The sequence below is a fragment of the Flavobacteriaceae bacterium genome (assembly GCA_014075215.1).
Lineage (GTDB): Bacteria > Bacteroidota > Bacteroidia > Flavobacteriales > Flavobacteriaceae > Polaribacter.
Map to the genome: position 1 here is coordinate 1,473,795 of CP046177.1, position 19,349 is coordinate 1,493,143.

The following is a 19,349-nucleotide window of genomic DNA, read 5'->3' on the forward strand; positions in this document are numbered from 1 at the left end:
TTAAAAATATCCAATAATTTTCAGAATTGCTTAGATTTGTTAGGATTTTTTTACAACTTTTACACATTTAATTAACAAATCCGTTTTAATGTCTCTAATTACTTTAACTACAGATTTTGGCACTAAAGATCACTTTGTAGGTGCAGTAAAAGGAGCTATTTATGCAGAACTTCCTGATGTAAAAATTATTGATATCACCCATGAAATAACTCCGTTTAGTATAGCCGAAACAGCATATGTCATAAAAAATTCATATAAAAGCTTTCCAAAAGGAACTATCCATATTATAGGTGTTGACTCCGAATTGAGTGATGATAATAAGCATATTGCATTGGAATTAGACGACCATTATTTTATCTGTCCGGATAATGGTTTGATTTGTATGATTGCCTCTGACATTGTCCCTGCAAAAATTGTAGAAATTGATATTCATGACAGGGTAGTTAGTAGTTTTCCTGTATTGGATGTCTTTGTTCAGGTAGCTTGTTTTATTGCCAAAGGTGGAAGTTTGGGAGTGATTGGAAAGAAGATTGCTACGTATAAAAAAATGATTGAAATTCAGCCGAAAATCAGCCAGGATAAAACAACAATTGTCGGAGGTATTATTTATATTGATAACTATGGTAACGTCATTAGTAATATACATAAAAAAATATTTGTTGAAGTAGGGAAGGGGCGCAATTTTAGAATTTCTGCGGCTCGTTATACTTTTACTAAGATATTTAATAAATACAATGAAATTGTGGATACCAAAGCTACGGATGCTCGTCAATTTGACGGAAATCGACTGGCTATTTTTAACTCCTCAGGATATTTGGAAATTGCAATTTATCGAAGTAATCTAAAAACAGTTGGTGGAGCTTCCACACTACTCGGATTGAATTATAGAGATATGATAGTTGTTGAATTTTTATAACAACATGAATATATGTTAATAAGAATTGTAAAGATGAGTTCATTAAGAAATACAACAAGATTTAACTATTTTTTTTTAGTACATGACAAAAAATATAATTAATTGATTATCAGTAAATTAAATGTTAAATAATTAAAATAAAGCATTGATTTTCAGTATATTAGAAGAATAACATCACTCATTTTTCTAATGAAAAAAACTAATGCTTCCACTAAGAAGTAGTGAATTAAATTCAGTTTTAAGTTCTCATTTCCAAGGTAAGATCAATTTGGCAAGAATCAAACTCATATCACATTTCATTATCGCCCTCTGTAAGGTACAGACAGTTACCTTTGAAAAGGTAGCCAACGCTTTTGAGACCTCAGTAGATTCGAAGTCATCACTCAGACGTATTCAAAGATTTATTGCTGATTATTCGTTGGATGGAGATTTGATCGCTCGTCTTATATTTAGTCTCCTTCCTAAGCAAGAGGGATTGATCTTGAGTATTGATAGGACCAATTGGAAGTTTGGTCAGACCAACATCAACATTTTTAAGTTGGGAGTTGTCTATAAAGGTGTTGCCTTCCCATTGTTATTTACTATGTTAGATAAGCCAGGGAACTCTAACAGTCAGGAGCGTATTGATCTTGTGAATCGTTTCATAAGACTTTTTGGCAAAGATGTTATTAAATCCATTGTAGCCGATAGAGAGTTTGTAGGTAATCATTGGTTGGATTTCTTGAATACAAATGGAATCAAATATTATATCCGCATTCGAAACAACTTTAAGGTAGAGCTTCCTGATAAGAACAAAACCATCAAAGTATTTCACTTGTTTAATCCACATAAGATCAATGAGTTTGTGTATTATCCTAAAATTGTACGTGTTAATGGTCAGCTTTGTTTCCTTTCCGGATGCAAGTTGTACCCAAAAAATGGAAAGCCTGATTTCTTAATCATTGTATCGTTCAACGCTCCTGATAAGGCCTTTGAACAATACAAAGAACGATGGCAGATAGAGATGTGTTTTAAAGCAATGAAAGCCAGTGGCTTTGATATTGAAAACACACACCTGCAAGATATTAAGCGTATTGAAAAATTAGTACTGCTTGTAATGATGGCTTTCGTATGGTGTTACAAAGTTGGTATATATTTACATCAGATTAAGCCTATCAAAATAAAAAAGCATGGAAGAATGGCTAAAAGCATATTCAAATATGGATTAGATTATATTGCTTCTGTGCTATTAAACCCTGTAAATCAAAACAATATGAACTTGACTAAATTTTTGTCATGTACTTAGCTATTTTTTATTTATATTGCATTAGACAAAACAAAAACATATAAATTACTAACCCTGAAATTTTAATTATGGACTTAAATGGAACATGGTACAATGAACTCGGGTCATATATGACTCTTACAGTTAATGGAAACAGTATAACAGGAACATATCATACAGCAGTTGGTGATGCTTCCGGTATTTATGATTTGGTAGGGCGAACAGATACAGATAACGATGCCAGTCAGGCCGTTGGTTTTGTAGTTGCTTGGCAAAATCAATATGGTAGTTCTGATTCTGTTACTGCTTGGAGCGGCCAATATCAAGTTGTTAACGGGGTAGATACTATAGTAACTACCTGGCTATTAACACAAGAAACGGATCCTGATGACGATTGGGCGTCAACCCTTGTTAACAAGGATACTTTCACGAGAACAGCTCCGGTAGAAGAAGAAATACAGCAACAAATTAAGAAAGGAGTGAAATCTTCTCATCCTGGAAGGAGATAGAAAACTTTCATAAAATAAATGCAAAATGACAATAGCTCCGTATAGGGGCTTTTGTATTTGTGCTAAAATTAGGAATATTTTGAAAATTATAGAAATACTGATTTTTGGTCAAAAACCAAAATTTTGTTCAATGCAAAACCGTAAGCATGGAGTGTTGATAAAGTAGTTTAAATGAATCAATGTAGCAATAAATCAATGTAACAATGAATTAATTTGATAATGCAGCGATGAGGCGTACATTATGAAGTAAAATATGCTTGTTAAAAATGAAATATGAATAATTATTTTTTTGAATGTTCGTTTAAATACTTAAGAAAATCACTAGAGTATTTTGGAAATCTCTCAATTTATTAGACACCAATAAGAACAAAAAACAGAACTCTTTACTATTCACTCAAAAAAACCATTAAATATCATACATACCATCCATGCATTTTTCAAACTTTTAACTTTATAACTTTCAAGCTAAAATATGTTTCCAATTTTTAAAAAAGAGATTCATTCGTTTTTTTCATCTGCAGTAGCTTATGTAGTTATTGGAGCTTTTTTATTGATGAACGGTCTGTTTTTATGGGTGTTTAAAGACGGCTTCAATATTTTAAATGCGGGTTTTGCAGATTTGAATAGTTTCTTCTTTTTTGCTCCTTGGATTTTTCTTTTCTTAATTCCGGCTATTACCATGAAGAGTTTTGCGGAAGAACTTAATTCGGGAACCATTGAATTGTTGAAAACAAAACCTGTCACGGATTGGCAAATTGTTTTAGGGAAATTTTTAGCATCTGTAGCATTGATTGTTATATCTTTACTCCCTACGTTTACCTATATATACACGGTATATGAACTGGGAAACCCTGTCGGGAATATTGATTTGGGCAGTACAATAGGCTCTTATATAGGATTGTTATTTTTAGCAGCAGCGTATGCAGCTATCGGATTGTTTACTTCTACACTCTCAAAAAATCAAATTGTGGCATTTGTATTGGGAGCTTTTGTTACCTGTTTTCTTTTTTATGGATTTGATGCTGTTGCAAACAGTTTTCCTGATATCGGTTATACTATTAGGTTGCTAGGTATGAATGAACATTTTAAAAGTATTAGCAGGGGAGTGATAGATACCAGAGATATTATGTATTTTATCAGTATAGTTATATTCTTTTTATTTCTAACCAAACAAAAAGTTGGATATGAATAAGGAGGTCAAATCAATTTTATTACTGACAGCCGGTTTACTATTCATAAATAGTATCAACCAATATTTTTACCAACGTTTTGACTTAACCGAAGACAAAAGATATACCCTGTCTGAAGTAAGTACTACAATTTTAAATAAAATCAATGATCCTTTATTTATAACGGTTTATCTAAAAGGCGATTTTCCTGCCGAATTTAAAAGATTGCAAATAGAAACACAGCAGTTTTTAGAGGAATTACGAGCAGAAAATAAGAATATTATCATTCGTTTTGTCAATCCGGATAGCGATAGAGAAGAATTGGTAAGAAAAGGAATGATTCCGAGTCAGTTAACCGTAGAAGAAGACAGTAAGCTGTCGGAAGCCATTATTTTTCCCTGGGCAGAAATTGAATATGTAAATAAAACGTCATTAGTTTCCTTACTGCCTGACACTATTGTTACGTCTCAGGAACAGCAGTTACAGAACGCTATCGGGAGTTTGGAATTTTCTTTTCTGGATGCCATTAATACGATCATCAAAAAACAAAAAAAACGCATTGCGGTTATTACAGGTAATGGAGAACTGGAAGATATCTATTTATATAGTTTTTTATCGGAAATCGCTAAAAAAAATAGCCTGGCAAAATTTACGTTGGATTCCGTGGCAACAAATCCCAAAAGAACATTAAAAGACATGTTGAATTTTGACCTGGCTATCATTGCAAAACCTACTCAGAAATTTACTGAGGAAGAAAAATTTACATTGGATCAATACATTGTAAATGGAGGTAATACATTGTGGATGATAGATAATGTACAGGCAGATATGGATAGCCTGTATAATTCGGGAAAAATGCTAGCCTATCCAAGAGATTTAAATCTTACGGATTTGCTTTTTAATTATGGTATTCGGATACATACCGGCTTAATTCAGGATCTGTATGCAGCAAAGATTTTCCTGGCAACAGGAAATATAGGAAATCAGCCTCAATTTCAAAGTTTGCCGTGGTTTTATCATCCGGTTGTAAATGGTAATCCAAATCATCCGATCACTAAAAATATAGCTCCGGTAAGAATGCAATTTGTAACTCAGATAGACACTTTAAAAAACAATATCAAGAAAACACCCTTATTAGTCAGTTCTCCTCTGACAAGAAAAACAAGTACTCCGAATTTCATCGAACTGCAACATATTGGAACAGAACCCAAAGAAGAAGATTACAGGGGAAATCACCAACTATTTGGAGTGCTTTTGGAAGGTGATTTTAATTCCGCTTACAAGAACAGAATTAAACCTTTTGAGACTTCTCTGTTTAAAAGCCGGGGGGAGCGTAATAAAATGCTTGTTGTTTCCGACGGAGACATTGGAAAAAACCAAACCCTAAAAGGAAAACCACATGATTTATCATTTGACAGATGGACGAATGAACAATTTGGGAATAAAGAATTTCTAATCAATGCGGTAGATTATTTACTAGATGATACGGGTTTGATTACTCTAAGAAGTAAAAACGTCCGGATACCTCATTTAGATAAGCAAAGAGCTTTTAAAGAACGAACTTTTTGGCAGTTTCTAAATGTTATTTTACCACTTTTATTGCTGTGTATTTTTGGAACGGGTTTTGCTTATTTTAGGAAGAAAAAATTTTCCTTACACAATCTTTAAACCATTTTAGTATTAAAAAGTTCTTGGTTTGAAAGGTTTTAAGTAATTGGATCTTAGCTTTTCAACTTTCTTACTTTTTGATCATTTCAACTGTGTTTTTTTAAGAAAAATAAAAGGTAAAATAATATAGAAACTCCGTTAAATTTCAATTTCCGGGATTATTTAAAATCACCAAAGCTCCGATGACCCCCGGAATCCACCCGCAAAGCGTTAATAAAAAGATAATAAAGAAAGAACCACACCCTTTATCTATAACCGATAATGGAGGAAATAAAATAGCCAGTAGCACACGAAAAAAACTCATAGCTTATAAAATGTTATACAATTATAAGACGTTTTTAGTATAGATTTGTTACACCATAATTCCGAACGAAGTATTTACCTGCATTAGTATCCGTACAAGAGAGTACATCTGGTTGCTGTTTTGTGTGTGTAGCTTGGTACTATTTGCATTTTTTATGATTTTAAAAAAAGGGATTCCTAAAAACGAAAAATTAGCTGCTTGTATGCCATCTAAATTTTTAGAAAACATAACTTAAAAAAGCAAACTCCTTTTAAATGAGCTTAAAACGAACCTCTATTTTTGAGACCTGAGAGTTGTGTAACGGTTACTGTTGCTGTATCCAGTAATCATTTTTTCTTTCCGGAGTTAAATTCAACCAATTTATTCCAATCTATATCTCCGTTTTCATCGCAGAAATCCTGAATAAACTCTTTCGTAAATTGATTTATCATCCTTGAATAGGATTGTTGGAATTCTTCATTACGTTCTTTAGCCTTGTGTCCAAGAGGTTCAATTATTTCGGTATATAAACCTTCATCACCGGAAATAAATTCCCAAAATTCTTGCCCACAATATTTGAAGTAGTCTCCTTTGTCGGGATTGTTGTCTATTCCGTAGCAACAACCATTTACTGAAACAACCACCAATAAGGTCTATGTTGGGAATCCCGGATTTCCAACCGCTATATACTTTCTGGTTTATGAAAATAGCCAAACTTTCTAACCAATCTCCAAAAATGGTTTCTTCGGCTGACGATATGAAAGCATCGGCAATTCCCTGAACAATTTCACTGGCGGTTAGAATATGCTTTGCTTTGAACAGATACGGGTTTTTCTTTTTGAGAACAGTTTTGAGTTTAAGGCGGTTAAGTCTTTCAATTCTCTTTTGGTGGAATACTCCGATATTATCTTCTACGTATTTAGTTACATCCGTTAAGTTTAGCTGTTTCATATATTTCTTCGGGTTCAAAAAGTACAAGTTTCTTTTTGTCAATTTGTTCTTGTACCATATCGTAGTATTCTTGTTGGATATCTATCCCTATTGAGTTTCTACTCATTCTTTGGGCTACAAAATTTGTTGTTCCCGAACCCATAAACGGGTCTAAAACCGTATCACCCGGTTGTGTGAAAAGCTTAATAAACCATTCAGGAAGTCCTTCTGGAAATGCCGCACTATGATTTTTATTATTACATTCTGTAGCAAGGTGTAACACATTAGTTGGGTAGGCTTTGTCCCTGTCTAACCAGTTCGATATATTCTTTCCAAAACCGCTGGCTACCTTGGATTCATCTCTTGTTTTATCTGTCTTGCTGAGGTTTTTAAGTCGGGTTTTTGCCCAATCGCCCATTGGCACCATAACTTCTTCTTGGTACATATTGAACTTCTTATCCTTATTGAAATGTAACACACGTTCCCAGGCGTCACGAAATCGATTTGGCCATTTACCCGGATAGCAATTCTTTTTGTATCAAATGTATTCTTCTGTCCATAACCAACCTTGTTTTCGCATTTCCAAAATCAGATCCATAACATAAGTGCTTCGTTCCCCGTTGATTACTCTTTCTTTAATGTTCAGGACAAATGAGCCTGTGGGTTTTAAAACACGCAACAATTCTTTGGAAATTGGTAAAAACCATTCGACATATTTTGTTGGGTGTATTCCACCGTAAGTACTTTTTCTTTGGTCGGCATAAGGCGGGGATGTGAATATCAAATCAACAGACTTTTCGGATAACTCTTTTAAAATTTTCTTACAATCTCCTAATCTTATGTCTGTAATTATTTCCATTGTTCTACTGGCTTGCTAAATTATTTAATCAAATATCGTACTTTTTCAAGACTTCGATTTTTGTGAATCTGTGTTGGCTAAAACGGTCTGTATATATGAAAAGTTGCGATTTTTAAAATAACAATTTTTCATTCTTATTAATTAGTTTAAAAAGGCTAAGTTCTAATTAACATATTAAATAGTTGTTGTTTATATTCATACCATACGCTATTTGAAGCAATAGCAGTAACAACGGTCATTTTGCTAGTGGAATTCTTAATTTTTTCAAGAACCAAGAACCAGTTCAAGTAATTTTGAAGGTACTTTGTTGCAACACCATTGAAAGACTCCATAAATTTTCTCAATCGCATATCCATATTATTAACATTTTGTACGTGGTACACTTTATCTATAGTTCGCTGTCCTTTTGAGGCGTTAAACTTTTTATGATTAAGTGTATTTGCTTTTGCAAAAGCACCATAACTTCTATGACTATCACTACAGATGACCTCTACTTTGTTGAGCTTTCCTTTGAGTACTTTATCTAAGTCCTTTTTACTTATACGACCTCTGGTTGCTACTTTAAAGTCTTTGTTTCCAGATCTATCGCAAGTAGCAATTACGGCTACTTTTTCATTGCTTATGCCCGCTTTGCTTGCTTTCTCACCGCGTTGTCTTGGTTTTCTATCTAAATGACGATTTCCTTTTTCTGAATAAGCGAAGAACAAATCGTCACTCTCAACAATACCTTGAAATTCTTCTACTGAAACACTAGAAAATGAGGTGAGTAATTTGTGTCGCCAATCAAAAGAGGTTTGAATGGATATCCCTGTTTCTTTGGCACTTTTCCTAATACTATAGCCAGACAATAGGCAGTATAGATACTTGCTTAATTTGTCTTTCTTCTTTATACCATACCAAAACTTGCCTGTAGTCTCACTAAAGTTCTTCTTACAATCATTACAAAAATAACGCTGAACACCTTTGAGTTTACCATTGGCTCGAATACGTTTCTTTGTACAATGTGGACAGGTAATAGCTTTATCCTGTTTATCATCTTTAACAGCACTCCCTTGCAAAGACAGTGATAGTAAAGACGACACAATCTCTTGCTGAGTAGCTGTAGAACTGTTTGTGAAATAATCTCTAAAATCTGATGGAATCATATAATCTGTTTTTATCAAAGATAATACATATATTTATTAGAACTTAGCTTTTAAAAATAATCATAATTTTTCAAACTAGAAAAAAAGGTAGCAATTTTTTATGTAATCTTCCCTAAAAACCGAACTGTTTAAAATTAGAAAGATTAATTTTAACTTTCAATAGACAAACAAAGCGAAAGAGTAAATTTTCACCTTCACATCTTGCAAAGATTTTGAAAGAGTTTGATCAAGGGAAAACAGTTGTAGAGATTAGCAGGGAACATGGGTTTATTTCAGCAACTTTTTACAAGTGGCGTTCTAAATATGCCGGGATGAGTTCCGGAGAGTTACGTTGCGTCAAAGAGCTTGAGGGTGAGAACCGGATGCTCAACCAGATGTATGCTTCTCTAGCCTTAGATCATCAAATGGCAAAAGAGGTTATTGCAAAAAAGCTTTAAAGCCTTGCCGTAAGAGAACGATAAGTAAAACACTTGCACATTATGGTATTAGCAGGGCGTGCCGAGTCTTAAATATGAGCAAGAGTGTTTATTATTATAAACCGTTACCCAAAGCCGATACTGAGATAGAGCTCGCTTTACAAGAAAAAGCAGTTCAACATTGAGAAGAAGGTTTTTGGAAGGCTTATAGTCGTTTACGTAATCAAGGCAAACCATGGAATCATAAACGATTGTATAGGGTTTACAAAGCATTAGGACTTCCTCTACGTGGTAAAGTAAAAAAACGATTACCATCTAGAGTGAAAGAACCATTAGAGGTTCCGGAAAATCTTAATGATACATGGAGTATGGATTTTGTTACCGATACCCTTGAGAACAAAAGACGTTTTAGAGCCTTTACTATTATCGATAACTGTAATAGAGAGGCATTACATATAGAAGTAGATTTTTCTTTACCAAGTAATCGTGTGTTTTGGGTACTTAACGATCTTGTTAATAGAAGAGGAAAGCCCAATAAGATACGTATGGATAATGGCCCGGAGTTCATTGCTAATATCACCGCTGTATGGAGCCAAATGCATGACATAGAGTTTACCTATATTCACCCTGTCAAACCAACTCAAAATGCATTTGTAGAGAGATTTAATGGAACTTATAGGCGAGGAGTTATTGATAAATATATTTTTGAGAACATTAACCAAGTAAGAGAACAAACCCAAGATTGGATGTATGATTATAATCATCATCGACCCCATGACGGGCTTGGTAGATTATCGCCAATAAAATACGCAGAAATTAATTCTCTTGGGGCTAACTCCAAGAGAATTAAAACAATAAATTTATCAAATATTAGAAATTTAAACAGTTCTAATTAGGGGAAGCTTACACCTAATTTAGGCTAGAAGTAGAAGTATTGCCGCTGTTATACTTTAAATCAAATTTTTCTTGTCCCATAACAAGCAATAAGATAAAGTCAATAAAAGCTATAAAAACTGGAATAAATGTCCAAGAGAATAAAAGATAAAAAATCCCCTTCAAAGATTTACCAAGATAAAATTGGTGAACCCCAAGTCCACCAAGAAAAAAAGCTAATAATGTAGTTGTAGTTTTGTTCTTCATTTCGTTTTTTACATTAAGCCCAACGTTCTAGTGTATGAAAAGTTGCGAATAGGGGGAGTAAGCAATTTTTCAATTTTTTCTTTCCACTAAAGGTAGCAATAATTTTCAATTTACTGAATCAGCGCAATTTTTTATACACCTTGTTGGGCGTAGTTTTTATAGGCGTGAAGTTTTGATAACTTAGATAAATTAATAATCATAATTCAAGACCTTTATTTACTGCTGCTAGAATTAGAACTAATAAAATTGAGGAAATTATCGGTATAACGAAAGCGGTTTTTTGCTTGTTGTCGTTTTTAGAATAGTGAATCCAAAAAAATATTGAATGAAGTAAAACAAGAAGTAGAGGACTAAAAACAACGACTATTCTGTTCAAGAATATATTTTTGGAATAGCCAAGATGACCAAAAATAGTGAAAATGACAACTGTTATCAAAATATCTGAAATATAGTATTTGCCTTTAATAACACGTTTTCTAACATGTTGATGTTTTAGTGCATAAAAGTACATTCCTCTAAGAAATGCAGACAACAATATAAACGTAATTGATTACCCACTTTTATACCAGTATTGATGAGTGACAGCTACTACCAGTCTATCAAATAGTCTTTCAGCGAAATAGCGTCTGTTGAGTTTATAGCAGAACTCGTCAAGATAATTCTGCAAATATTTTCCTTTAATTTTATGGTAAATACCTAACAGAGTGCGTTTTGCATTACTTATGGCTATATGCACCGATTTTAGTGTGGTAATAGTGGTTTCTTTATTTGATTTTTCAGTAATGTGTACTTCCACATAATCACCTATGTCTACATAAGACGTGCTTTTGTCGCTAAAAACAATGCATGTATCATCAAAATTACTATCAATAAGCGTGTTGACTTCTTCTTTTTTATGAGTATCCAAAACTTTCATTTTAAAATAACGACATTGTTTGGATTGTTTCCCAGTCTTTAAATCTTCTAAAGGTACAGACTCTGCCATTACCGCTACGTTAGATTGTTTTTGACTGCCTCTGCCTCTTTTAAGCTTTTGTCTGTCGGATTCTTTTGTTGCCACAGTAAAGTAATCTTGATCAAACTCAATCATATCTTCAAGGTCGTATAAATTATCTCGTTTTCCCATAGCCGAACGTATTCTGTGCATAAGAGACCATATAGTGGTATAACGTGTATGGTTGAGCTGACGTTGTAATTCGGCAGCAGAAATACCTTTTTTACTAAAAGTCATAAATGCCATAGCGAGATACCAAGTACGAATAGGTAAATTGGAGTTCTCCATCATAGTACCGCTGCGTAGAGTAGTTCTAAAACCACAATAAGAACATTGCCACATCCATTTAGACTTTAACCAATAGTGCTTTTTTGATTGACATTTTTTGCAAATGACTCCTTCTTTTGAACGAGCCAACTTCATATGTGATTTACAGGAAAACTCATCTGGAAATTGTTCAATAAAATGTAGTAAATTCATAATTCTAAACTTTATATTAAGATACGAATTTTTAAATTAGTGGCATAATTAAGTGTAATCAAAAACGTAATAATAATTACGTTCATTTCGAATAATTCATACTCAAGGTTTAACAAGGAGAAAAATTTTGTTAACGGACTAGTTATATTTGCTCTATAAAATTCCAACCCATCTGATATAAATCCTTTCCATTTAAATACTGCATCAGATATAGATGCCAGTGAATTAAAAGTAATTAGACTACTTAGAATAATAAAAAATTTTGCCCTCTCGACGAATTCGCCCAAGTCTTTTTGATTTCATTTATATCGCCTAATAATCCCATTAATTTTTTACTTCCGATAAATTTATCAAGTAGATTAAAATAAGAAATTTTTCATTTTTATTGTTGATTTAAAAGTAGTTAAAATTTCTCAAGAGAGAAAGACGTAGCAATTTTATACACCTAGTTCGGCGTAATTGTTTTATTTTTTCTTATCGACTAACGTAATGGTCAATTTGTTCTTTTGCTGTTTAATCTAAATCTGATCGCCAATTTCAAATCCGAGATCTCTCAACCATTTTCCTTTCAGTTGTATTTCTGGAATGACAACATATTTCCATTGTCGAGCTTGAAAAGTTTCGTAAACTTTGAGTGTTCTGGGTTTTTTCATTTGTCGCATTATTATATGACAAACATAATGATTAAAATTATCTTGTCAAACTTTTATATGACAAAATTGTCGTATTATTAATTGACATTTGTTTTGTGAACAAAGAACAACTTAAAAAGAAAATCGGTCAACGTATTGTTGAGTTAAGAAGTCAAAAGGGTTGGAGTCAATCTGATTTAGCCCGTGCATGCAATAAAGATCGACAAGCTGTTGAAAAGTTAGAAAATGGAAAAGTCAATCCAACACTTTATTCTTTACTAGAAATTGCTGAAGCTCTTGAGGTTACTTTAAAGAAGCTAGTCGATTTTTAGTGTTGTTATGACTTGTCAAAAGTCATTCATTTCGTCCGTTTGTTGTCCTTCGGATTCTATTTTTTCTTTACGTTCTGTCATTAAATCTAAAGTAAACTTTGTCAACGATTTATTGAACGAGCTAGTATCATTTTCAATTTTTGACGTGATACTTTTGATTGATTCAATTACCTTTTCAGTTGAATTTTTTATTGCCCTTTTAATAATCTCAGGAAGTTCTTTCTTAGGATGATTGGTTTGATATATGATCTCTAATTGATCTTTAGTTCTTGATATTTTTACAAACTTCACGAATTCAGGAACTTCTCTGTCTTGAGTTGAACGAAATAAAAAATCCTTTCCGCCAACTATTGGAAATGAGTATTTTACAAAAGCTTTCAAATCCCACAATTCATATTTTAGTGTATAATTTCCGTTGAACTTCGAAGTTGTGTAATCTGTCATTCCAATTTCAACTGTTCTTTTATTAAAATCCAATTCGATCGGGTGTAAATAGTATGGTTTAGAAATTAATTCAGCTAACGGAGTCAGTTCTAAATTCAGTAAATTTCTTATTGGATGTGTTTGGATTTTAATATTCAAACTATTCCTCGCATTTTCATCTCGAAATTTCAAGCTATTTTGTTCTATTCCTATCATTTAAAACTTGCAGTTCTTAATTACGCCCAACGGTTTTGCTATGCGTAGTGCGGGATTGAAAAGCAGTAGTTTTCAATAGGGCAGTAGTGGTAGCCAAAACTTTGTTTTTGTGTTTTAATTTTATTCAAAAAAAACGTCAAAACGAAGTTTTGGCGGATTAATAGCACCGACCTTTCGGTTTGCTCTAAACTCCGCATTACGTATAGCTTTTGTTAGGCGCTTTTTTATTTTACTTCAGCAAGAATTTCGTCAAGATTATTCTTGCTAATTGAAAATTGATATTTGTCCGAGTAATATCTACTTGCAGTACCTAAGTCAATCAATATTTTCAGTTCTCCACTTTCAGTCATTAAGTGGTTATAAATTAGTTTGTTTTTATCATCAGGTGATTCAGATACAGTGTTTTTATAAAAGAAAACTTTTTCATTTTTTACATCTCCGCTTGGAAACTTGATTTTAATTGTTCCAAATTCACTATCAGGAAAGTTTTCTTTTAAAGTCATACTACTATTGAAAATCTGAAAATATAGACTTTCTCCATCAATTGTTGTCTTCACAAAAACGTCAGATTGAATAACAGAAGAGTTTTCATGTTCACCTCTAACTACCGAGTATGGATAACCTTTTCCGGTATTATCACCGAACTCATCAACAAAATTACCTTTCTGCCATTTCCCTAAGTTGTCATTGAATTCTTTTAGCTCTTGTTCTTTTTTCGCAAGATTTTTTATAGCCTCTTTTGTGTCAGAAGAAATGTCTGTTTGGTCAGACTTAATGAGCTGAACTCCTTGTTCAGATTGGCTATTCCGTTTCGATTTGTGCCATTGATTTCGGAGTCATAGTGCCATTAATTACGGTTTAAACTGTGCTAGTTTTACGGTTTGATTTGTGCCACACATTGACATTACACAGTGACCACTTATAGAGATTAAGTAAGCAATTACCTTGCTGTTTATTATAAAAATAACAGCATGGCAAACACACTTGATCCTATGGATTTAAAACAAATACTGAGCCTTCTGGACTTGCTACATTTAGAGTGACAAAGAGTTAAGCTAATTTTATCTAAAATAACTTAACCATATGAAACGAAGAAAATACAGTAAAGAGTTTAAAATTAAAGCAGTAGAATTAAGCAATGTACGAGGTAACACAAAGCAGATTGCCATGGAATTGGGAATCAGTGCAGATCTTATTTACAGATGGCGTAGAGAATTAGAACAGCGTCCTGATTTAGCTTTTAGCGGTAATGGCGTCAAACAACTCACAGAAGATCAGAAAGAGTTAGAGCGATTACGTAAACAGCTCAAGGATGTTACCATGGAGCGGGATATCTTAAAAAAGGCCGTGAGCATCTTCTCCAAGAGCGATCGGAAGTATTGAAATTTATCAAAGATTACAGTAGAGAATATCCGGTTGGGAAGATGTGTAAAATTTTTAAAATTAGTAGAAACAGTTATTACAGGAGTAAGAATTATGTTCCATCAGATAGAGATGGAAAAAATCGTATGCTACTCTCTGAGATTCACCGTATCTGTGAGCGAAGTAAATCTACTTATGGAAGTCCTAGAATTACAGAGGAACTCAAAGCTAAAGGGTTTAAAGTATCTAGGTCTAGGGTAGCACGATTGATGAAAAAACACGGGATTAAAGCAGTTCGTAAAAAGAAATTTGTTGTCACGACAGATTCTAAGCATCAATATCCAGTAGCTGATAATGTATTGGATAGAGATTTTAAAGCTACCGCTGCTGCACAGAAATGGGTTTCTGATATTACCTATTTAAAGCCTGCACAAGGATGGCTGTACTTAACGGTAATTATTGACCTGTTTGATCGTAAAGTCATTGGTTGGTCTTTGAGCAATGGACTCAAAGCAAGACAAACTATCATTGCTGCATGGAGAATGGCTGTAAACAACAGAATGCCTTGTGAAGGTATGATTTTTCATTCTGATCGAGGTGTACAATACGCATCTCATGCGTTTGTTAATATCCTTAAAAGTTATCATGTAACACCCAGTATGAGTAGAAAAGGAAACTGTTGGGATAATGCAGTAGCTGAATCTTTTTTTAAAACAATCAAAACAGAACTAATGATAGACAATAAGTTTATATCCAACAAAAGTCTTCAAATTAAAGTCTTTGAATACATAGAAACTTGGTACAACAGATACAGAAGACATTCTGCTCTTGGTTACAAAAATATCATCGAATTTGAAAAATTATATCAAATCAAAAATGTAGCTTAACTTTTTGTACCATTTTTTGTTGCATATCCACAGGTGCATCTGGCGTAGGTAAAAGCTATATCGCACAAGCTTTGGGACACCAAAGCTGTATGTTACAACATAAAACACTGTATCAAAATACTGCCAGAATGTTTAAAAGACTAAAACTTTGTAAAATTGATGGAACCTACCTCAGAGAACTTAATAGAATCTTAAAAGTTGAACTTTTAATACTTGATGATTTTGGGCTTCAGAGTTTTGATAATCATGCTCGTGAGGCGTTAATGGATATTATAGATGACAGACATGGAAAATCATCAACTATAATAGCATCACAAATACCTGTGTCAGCTTGGTATGAAACTATAGGAGAAGGTACTATTGCTGATGCCATTTTAGACCGTATCGTCAACTCATCACATAGAATAATGCTCGAAGGTGAATCAATGAGAAAAACCATTTTACAAAATGATAAAAACTAAATTTTAACTATTATTGCAATACTTCTATGAGTGGCACTGTTTGACCGAAATCAGTGGCATGGTCACTCCGAAATAGCCATTCAGAGTTCTTATTCTTAAACAATATCCCTTTGTCATTTGGGATTAGGTAAAAATCGGAGTTCTCAGATTGAGCAACCATACTATCATTTCTAATTTCAACTTTAGAACTCAAAATGGTTGTTTGACCTACAAGGAACATTAAACCGTTTATTGAGTCACCGCTAATCTTAAATTCTATAACCGCATTTTCAATTGCCTTCTCCAACAAAGCCGAAGCAAAGGCATTGTCATTTCCCATTTTTTCTTTCATCATGGTTTTTAGTGAGGCTTTGTCTGCATTAAATACGCCTTGGATTTTGTCCGTTGGATTACTTTGGCAAGAAATCATTGCTGTTAAGATTACTCCCATTGCAAATTGCCAAACTAAGTTTGATTTTTTCATATTATTCATTTTTGTGTTCTTATTTTAATTGTGCCTAACGGTCTCGGCTATGAGTAGTTGCGGAAAATTAGTTATAATTTTTCACTTAGTTAAAAATACGAAAAGAAACTAACTCTTGCTCTTAACCAACTCACCTAGCAATTAATTATACACGGTGTTGGCAAATCGTTATTTTTTTTTACCAATCATCTTTTTCTGTTTTTATATCCAATAGAAAGTTTTTTACTTCAATTACTTTGTTGTTGAAATACTTTTCTATTTCAGATTTTGTCTCTGGAAGTCTTAAATCTCCATTTTTTTTATCGTAAATCGGATAACCTTTCCAAATACTACCACTAAATTCAACGCTTCTTCCACCATTGTCGGCAGTTATACTTAAAGCAGTTATTTCGAATCGTACTTTTCCATCTTTAAATCTCAATTCCGTTGTATATTTCATACTTACGTCCAATTTTGCTCCGCTGTTATTCACTTTTGTAAATTGTGGTACGTAAGTCTCAAATCGTAAATATTCGTTTTTTCCTTTAATTACCTCGTCTGGATTTTTATATTTTATTGCATTTTGATAAAGCTCCGAAGTTGTTTTTTCAGGTGTTTCAATTACCAAAAAAGCATTTTTAATATTAGATTTGTCTTTCAATCCGTTTGGTTTTACTTCATATTCTTGAGAAAATCCGATGTAATTTAAAAGTAAAAGGCTTAATAGGAATAGTGGTTTTTTCATATCGTTAATTGTAAAAGAGAATAAATTAAATTCTAATTAATTTCAATTCAGTTTTTGTTCCATCTAGTTCAAAACTATCATAAATGATTTCATTATCATAAACTGATTTTATTATTCCAATTGCTTCAAATAAAACTGGAATGCTTAATTGTAAAGTCCCGTTTTTTTCTGAAAGAAATAATTTTTGTTTTTCGGGATGAGAAACTCCATTTTTGTCGGTAAATATAAAATCCTCACTCGTTTCAAATTCCAATATTCTACCATCTTCATATTTCCATTTTCCAATAATTATTGATTTAAAAAATTCTATATTCATCTTATTTCCTTTTTTAAGATTTTGAGTGAGTAATGTTTGCCAACGAATGGCAATATGCGGAGGCCGGAATTTCGAAGCTCCAACTTATCAAACCGTTACAATTTTTATTAAATGTACAAAATCTAAGTACATGACAAAAATTTAGTCAAGTTCATATTGTTTTGATTTACAGGGTTTAATAGCACAGAAGCGATATAATCTAATCCATATTTGAATATGCTTTTAGCCATTCTTCCATGCTTTTTTATTTTGATAGGCTTAATCTGATGTAAATATATACCAACTTTGTAACACCATACGAAAGCCATCATTACAAACAGTACTAATTTTTCAATACGCTTAATATCTTGCAGGTGTGTGTTTTCAATATCAAAGCCACTGGCTTTCATTGCTTTAAAACACATCTCTATCTGCCATCGTTCTTTGTATTGTTCAAAGGCCTTATCAGGAGCGTTGAACGATACAATGATTAAGAAATCAGGCTTTCCATTTTTTGGGTACAACTTGCATCCGGAAAGGAAACAAAGCTGACCATTAACACGTACAATTTTAGGATAATACACAAACTCATTGATCTTATGTGGATTAAACAAGTGAAATACTTTGATGGTTTTGTTCTTATCAGGAAGCTCTACCTTAAAGTTGTTTCGAATGCGGATATAATATTTGATTCCATTTGTATTCAAGAAATCCAACCAATGATTACCTACAAACTCTCTATCGGCTACAATGGATTTAATAACATCTTTGCCAAAAAGTCTTATGAAACGATTCACAAGATCAATACGCTCCTGACTGTTAGAGTTCCCTGGCTTATCTAACATAGTAAATAACAATGGGAAGGCAACACCTTTATAGACAACTCCCAACTTAAAAATGTTGATGTTGGTCTGACCAAACTTCCAATTGGTCCTATCAATACTCAAGATCAATCCCTCTTGCTTAGGAAGGAGACTAAATATAAGACGAGCGATCAAATCTCCATCCAACGAATAATCAGCAATAAATCTTTGAATACGTCTGAGTGATGACTTCGAATCTACTGAGGTCTCAAAAGCGTTGGCTACCTTTTCAAAGGTAACTGTCTGTACCTTACAGAGGGCGATAATGAAATGTGATATGAGTTTGATTCTTGCCAAATTGATCTTACCTTGGAAATGAGAACTTAAAACTGAATTTAATTCACTACTTTTAGTGGAAGCATTGGTTTTTTTCATTAGAAAAATGAGTGATGTTATTCTTCTAATATACTGAAAATCAATGCTTTATTTTAATTATTTAACATTTAATTTACTGATAATCAATTAATTATATTTTTTGTCATGTACTAAAGAAAAAAGGTTTAAATCAAATGGATTATAAAAATTATAAACTCGCAAGTGAATATTTCACTCAATCAATTGGAGAGTTTTCTATGGACTATGAGGCGTTTTATAATCGAGGTATTTGCAATTTTATGTTAGGAAATATAGATAAAGCCCTGAATGACTATGATAAAGCCATTGAATTGAACCCAAATAATGCAAACAGCTATTATTTAAGAGGTTCGGCACGACAAAAAAAGAATGATAATTATGGTGCTATTTTTGATTTTGAAAAGTCTATAAAACTAAATCCGAACAATTCAGACCCTTTTATGAAATTAGCAATAGTTTATGGAAAGCAAGGTGAAAAATATAAATCTTGTCAGTTTATGAAAAAAGCCTGTGAATTAGGTGATTATGATGCTTGTCAAGGATATAACAAATTTTGTAACTAAA

At 32.9% G+C, this 19,349-nt stretch carries 20 protein-coding genes and 4 pseudogenes; 10 read left to right on the forward strand and 14 right to left on the reverse strand.

All coding sequences use genetic code 11. The annotated features are described in order from the left end of the window. Positions 1–88 precede the first annotated feature (88 nt). The 5 genes from GKR88_07365 (at position 89) to gldG (ending at position 5,526) form a co-directional block, all read left to right on the forward strand. The gene (locus GKR88_07365) at positions 89–916 is read left to right on the forward strand and encodes a hypothetical protein (GenBank protein ID QMU64123.1); all 828 of its coding nucleotides are present in this window, start codon (positions 89–91) and stop codon (positions 914–916) included. A gap of 202 nt (positions 917–1,118) precedes the next feature. Next, positions 1,119–2,201 carry an IS4 family transposase gene (locus GKR88_07370; GenBank protein ID QMU64124.1) on the forward strand — a complete coding sequence of 361 codons (1,083 nt, stop codon included), beginning with the start codon at positions 1,119–1,121 and terminating at the stop codon, positions 2,199–2,201. Between the two features lie 68 nt (positions 2,202–2,269). Further along, entirely contained in the window at positions 2,270–2,689 is a 420-nt protein-coding gene (locus GKR88_07375) for a hypothetical protein (protein QMU64125.1), read from the forward strand. 472 nt (positions 2,690–3,161) lie between these two features. Then, positions 3,162–3,881, forward strand: a complete 720-nt coding sequence (gldF, locus tag GKR88_07380) for a gliding motility-associated ABC transporter permease subunit GldF (GenBank protein ID QMU64126.1) — start codon at positions 3,162–3,164, stop codon at positions 3,879–3,881. Further along, positions 3,874–5,526, forward strand: a complete 1,653-nt coding sequence (gene gldG / locus GKR88_07385) for a gliding motility-associated ABC transporter substrate-binding protein GldG (GenBank protein ID QMU64127.1) — start codon at positions 3,874–3,876, stop codon at positions 5,524–5,526. Before gldF ends, gldG begins: the two co-directional genes overlap by 8 nt. A gap of 145 nt (positions 5,527–5,671) precedes the next feature. On the opposite strand, the gene GKR88_07390 is transcribed toward gldG, so the two are convergent. The 5 genes and pseudogenes from GKR88_07390 to GKR88_07410 form a co-directional block, all read right to left on the reverse strand. After that, complete coding sequence (locus GKR88_07390) at positions 5,672–5,830, reverse strand: YqaE/Pmp3 family membrane protein (protein QMU64128.1); 159 nt, start codon at positions 5,828–5,830, stop codon at positions 5,672–5,674. A 48-nt stretch (positions 5,831–5,878) separates the two neighbouring features. Beyond that, complete coding sequence (locus GKR88_07395) at positions 5,879–6,058, reverse strand: hypothetical protein (protein QMU64129.1); 180 nt, start codon at positions 6,056–6,058, stop codon at positions 5,879–5,881. A 98-nt stretch (positions 6,059–6,156) separates the two neighbouring features. Beyond that, positions 6,157–6,760: pseudogene (locus tag GKR88_07400) on the reverse strand (cytosolic protein). After that, a pseudogene (locus GKR88_07405) lies at positions 6,729–7,598 on the reverse strand (site-specific DNA-methyltransferase). The pseudogenes GKR88_07400 and GKR88_07405 overlap by 32 nt, the downstream one beginning before the upstream one ends. 155 nt (positions 7,599–7,753) lie before the next feature. Further along, a complete protein-coding gene (locus GKR88_07410; protein ID QMU64130.1) occupies positions 7,754–8,743 on the reverse strand; it encodes an IS1595 family transposase in 990 nt (329 codons plus the stop codon). Between the two features lie 146 nt (positions 8,744–8,889). Here GKR88_07410 and GKR88_07415 point away from each other — a divergent pair. Continuing rightward, a pseudogene (locus tag GKR88_07415) lies at positions 8,890–10,055 on the forward strand (IS3 family transposase). A 13-nt stretch (positions 10,056–10,068) separates the two neighbouring features. On the opposite strand, the gene GKR88_07420 reads toward GKR88_07415, so the two are convergent. From GKR88_07420 to GKR88_07430, 3 genes are all read right to left on the reverse strand, one after another. Beyond that, entirely contained in the window at positions 10,069–10,299 is a 231-nt protein-coding gene (locus GKR88_07420; protein ID QMU64131.1) for an NINE protein, read from the reverse strand. Between the two features lie 550 nt (positions 10,300–10,849). Continuing rightward, a complete protein-coding gene (locus tag GKR88_07425; protein QMU64132.1) occupies positions 10,850–11,773 on the reverse strand; it encodes an IS1595 family transposase in 924 nt (307 codons plus the stop codon). 518 nt (positions 11,774–12,291) lie between these two features. Continuing rightward, entirely contained in the window at positions 12,292–12,426 is a 135-nt protein-coding gene (locus GKR88_07430) for a type I addiction module toxin, SymE family (GenBank protein QMU64133.1), read from the reverse strand. Between the two features lie 95 nt (positions 12,427–12,521). On the opposite strand from GKR88_07430, the gene GKR88_07435 reads away from it, so the two are divergent. Beyond that, the gene (locus GKR88_07435; protein ID QMU64134.1) at positions 12,522–12,737 is read left to right on the forward strand and encodes a helix-turn-helix domain-containing protein; all 216 of its coding nucleotides are present in this window, start codon (positions 12,522–12,524) and stop codon (positions 12,735–12,737) included. Between the two features lie 15 nt (positions 12,738–12,752). Here the strand turns inward: GKR88_07435 and GKR88_07440 are convergent, their stop codons facing one another. Both GKR88_07440 and GKR88_07445 read right to left on the reverse strand, forming a co-directional pair. After that, positions 12,753–13,352: a hypothetical protein gene (locus GKR88_07440; GenBank protein QMU64135.1), complete on the reverse strand. Its 600-nt coding sequence runs from the start codon at positions 13,350–13,352 to the stop codon at positions 12,753–12,755. Between the two features lie 248 nt (positions 13,353–13,600). After that, complete coding sequence (locus GKR88_07445) at positions 13,601–13,933, reverse strand: hypothetical protein (GenBank protein ID QMU64136.1); 333 nt, start codon at positions 13,931–13,933, stop codon at positions 13,601–13,603. Positions 13,934–14,459: 526 nt separating this feature from the next. On the opposite strand from GKR88_07445, the gene GKR88_07450 reads away from it, so the two are divergent. After that, positions 14,460–15,625, forward strand: a protein-coding gene (locus GKR88_07450; GenBank protein ID QMU64137.1) for an IS3 family transposase whose coding sequence is annotated in 2 segments (ribosomal slippage) — positions 14,460–14,709 and positions 14,709–15,625 — 1,167 coding nt in all. Because the reading frame shifts where the segments join, the coding sequence is not laid out codon by codon here. A gap of 23 nt (positions 15,626–15,648) precedes the next feature. Beyond that, positions 15,649–16,086, forward strand: a pseudogene (locus GKR88_07455) (ATP-binding protein). 10 nt (positions 16,087–16,096) lie between these two features. Here the strand turns inward: GKR88_07455 and GKR88_07460 are convergent. The 4 genes from GKR88_07460 to GKR88_07475 form a co-directional block, all read right to left on the reverse strand. After that, positions 16,097–16,549: a hypothetical protein gene (locus tag GKR88_07460; GenBank protein QMU64138.1), complete on the reverse strand. Its 453-nt coding sequence runs from the start codon at positions 16,547–16,549 to the stop codon at positions 16,097–16,099. Positions 16,550–16,727: 178 nt separating this feature from the next. After that, entirely contained in the window at positions 16,728–17,273 is a 546-nt protein-coding gene (locus GKR88_07465; GenBank protein QMU64139.1) for a hypothetical protein, read from the reverse strand. A 25-nt stretch (positions 17,274–17,298) separates the two neighbouring features. Further along, positions 17,299–17,589 carry a hypothetical protein gene (locus GKR88_07470; protein QMU64140.1) on the reverse strand — a complete coding sequence of 97 codons (291 nt, stop codon included), beginning with the start codon at positions 17,587–17,589 and terminating at the stop codon, positions 17,299–17,301. Positions 17,590–17,711: 122 nt separating this feature from the next. Then, positions 17,712–18,806, reverse strand: coding sequence for an IS4 family transposase (locus GKR88_07475; protein ID QMU64141.1), 1,095 nt, complete (start codon positions 18,804–18,806; stop codon positions 17,712–17,714). Between the two features lie 134 nt (positions 18,807–18,940). Between GKR88_07475 and GKR88_07480 the strand changes: the two genes are divergently transcribed. Then, positions 18,941–19,348 (forward strand): tetratricopeptide repeat protein, encoded by a 408-nt coding sequence (locus GKR88_07480; protein QMU64142.1) that lies wholly within the window; start codon positions 18,941–18,943, stop codon positions 19,346–19,348. Position 19,349: the final 1 nt, after the last annotated feature.

What these genes read in the sequence shown, in the direction of transcription:
- GKR88_07365 (QMU64123.1), top strand. Translation starts at nt 89, where the DNA reads ATGTCTCTAATTACTTTAACTACAGATTTTGGCACTAAAGATCACTTT.
- GKR88_07370 (QMU64124.1), top strand. Translation starts at nt 1,119, where the DNA reads ATGCTTCCACTAAGAAGTAGTGAATTAAATTCAGTTTTAAGTTCTCAT.
- GKR88_07375 (QMU64125.1), top strand. Translation starts at nt 2,270, where the DNA reads ATGGACTTAAATGGAACATGGTACAATGAACTCGGGTCATATATGACT.
- gldF (QMU64126.1), top strand. Translation starts at nt 3,162, where the DNA reads ATGTTTCCAATTTTTAAAAAAGAGATTCATTCGTTTTTTTCATCTGCA.
- gldG (QMU64127.1), top strand. Translation starts at nt 3,874, where the DNA reads ATGAATAAGGAGGTCAAATCAATTTTATTACTGACAGCCGGTTTACTA.
- GKR88_07390 (QMU64128.1), bottom strand. Translation starts at nt 5,830, where the DNA reads ATGAGTTTTTTTCGTGTGCTACTGGCTATTTTATTTCCTCCATTATCG.
- GKR88_07395 (QMU64129.1), bottom strand. Translation starts at nt 6,058, where the DNA reads ATGTTTTCTAAAAATTTAGATGGCATACAAGCAGCTAATTTTTCGTTT.
- GKR88_07410 (QMU64130.1), bottom strand. Translation starts at nt 8,743, where the DNA reads ATGATTCCATCAGATTTTAGAGATTATTTCACAAACAGTTCTACAGCT.
- GKR88_07420 (QMU64131.1), bottom strand. Translation starts at nt 10,299, where the DNA reads ATGAAGAACAAAACTACAACTACATTATTAGCTTTTTTTCTTGGTGGA.
- GKR88_07425 (QMU64132.1), bottom strand. Translation starts at nt 11,773, where the DNA reads ATGAATTTACTACATTTTATTGAACAATTTCCAGATGAGTTTTCCTGT.
- GKR88_07430 (QMU64133.1), bottom strand. Translation starts at nt 12,426, where the DNA reads ATGAAAAAACCCAGAACACTCAAAGTTTACGAAACTTTTCAAGCTCGA.
- GKR88_07460 (QMU64138.1), bottom strand. Translation starts at nt 16,549, where the DNA reads ATGAAAAAATCAAACTTAGTTTGGCAATTTGCAATGGGAGTAATCTTA.
- GKR88_07465 (QMU64139.1), bottom strand. Translation starts at nt 17,273, where the DNA reads ATGAAAAAACCACTATTCCTATTAAGCCTTTTACTTTTAAATTACATC.
- GKR88_07470 (QMU64140.1), bottom strand. Translation starts at nt 17,589, where the DNA reads ATGAATATAGAATTTTTTAAATCAATAATTATTGGAAAATGGAAATAT.
- GKR88_07475 (QMU64141.1), bottom strand. Translation starts at nt 18,806, where the DNA reads ATGAAAAAAACCAATGCTTCCACTAAAAGTAGTGAATTAAATTCAGTT.
- GKR88_07480 (QMU64142.1), top strand. Translation starts at nt 18,941, where the DNA reads ATGGATTATAAAAATTATAAACTCGCAAGTGAATATTTCACTCAATCA.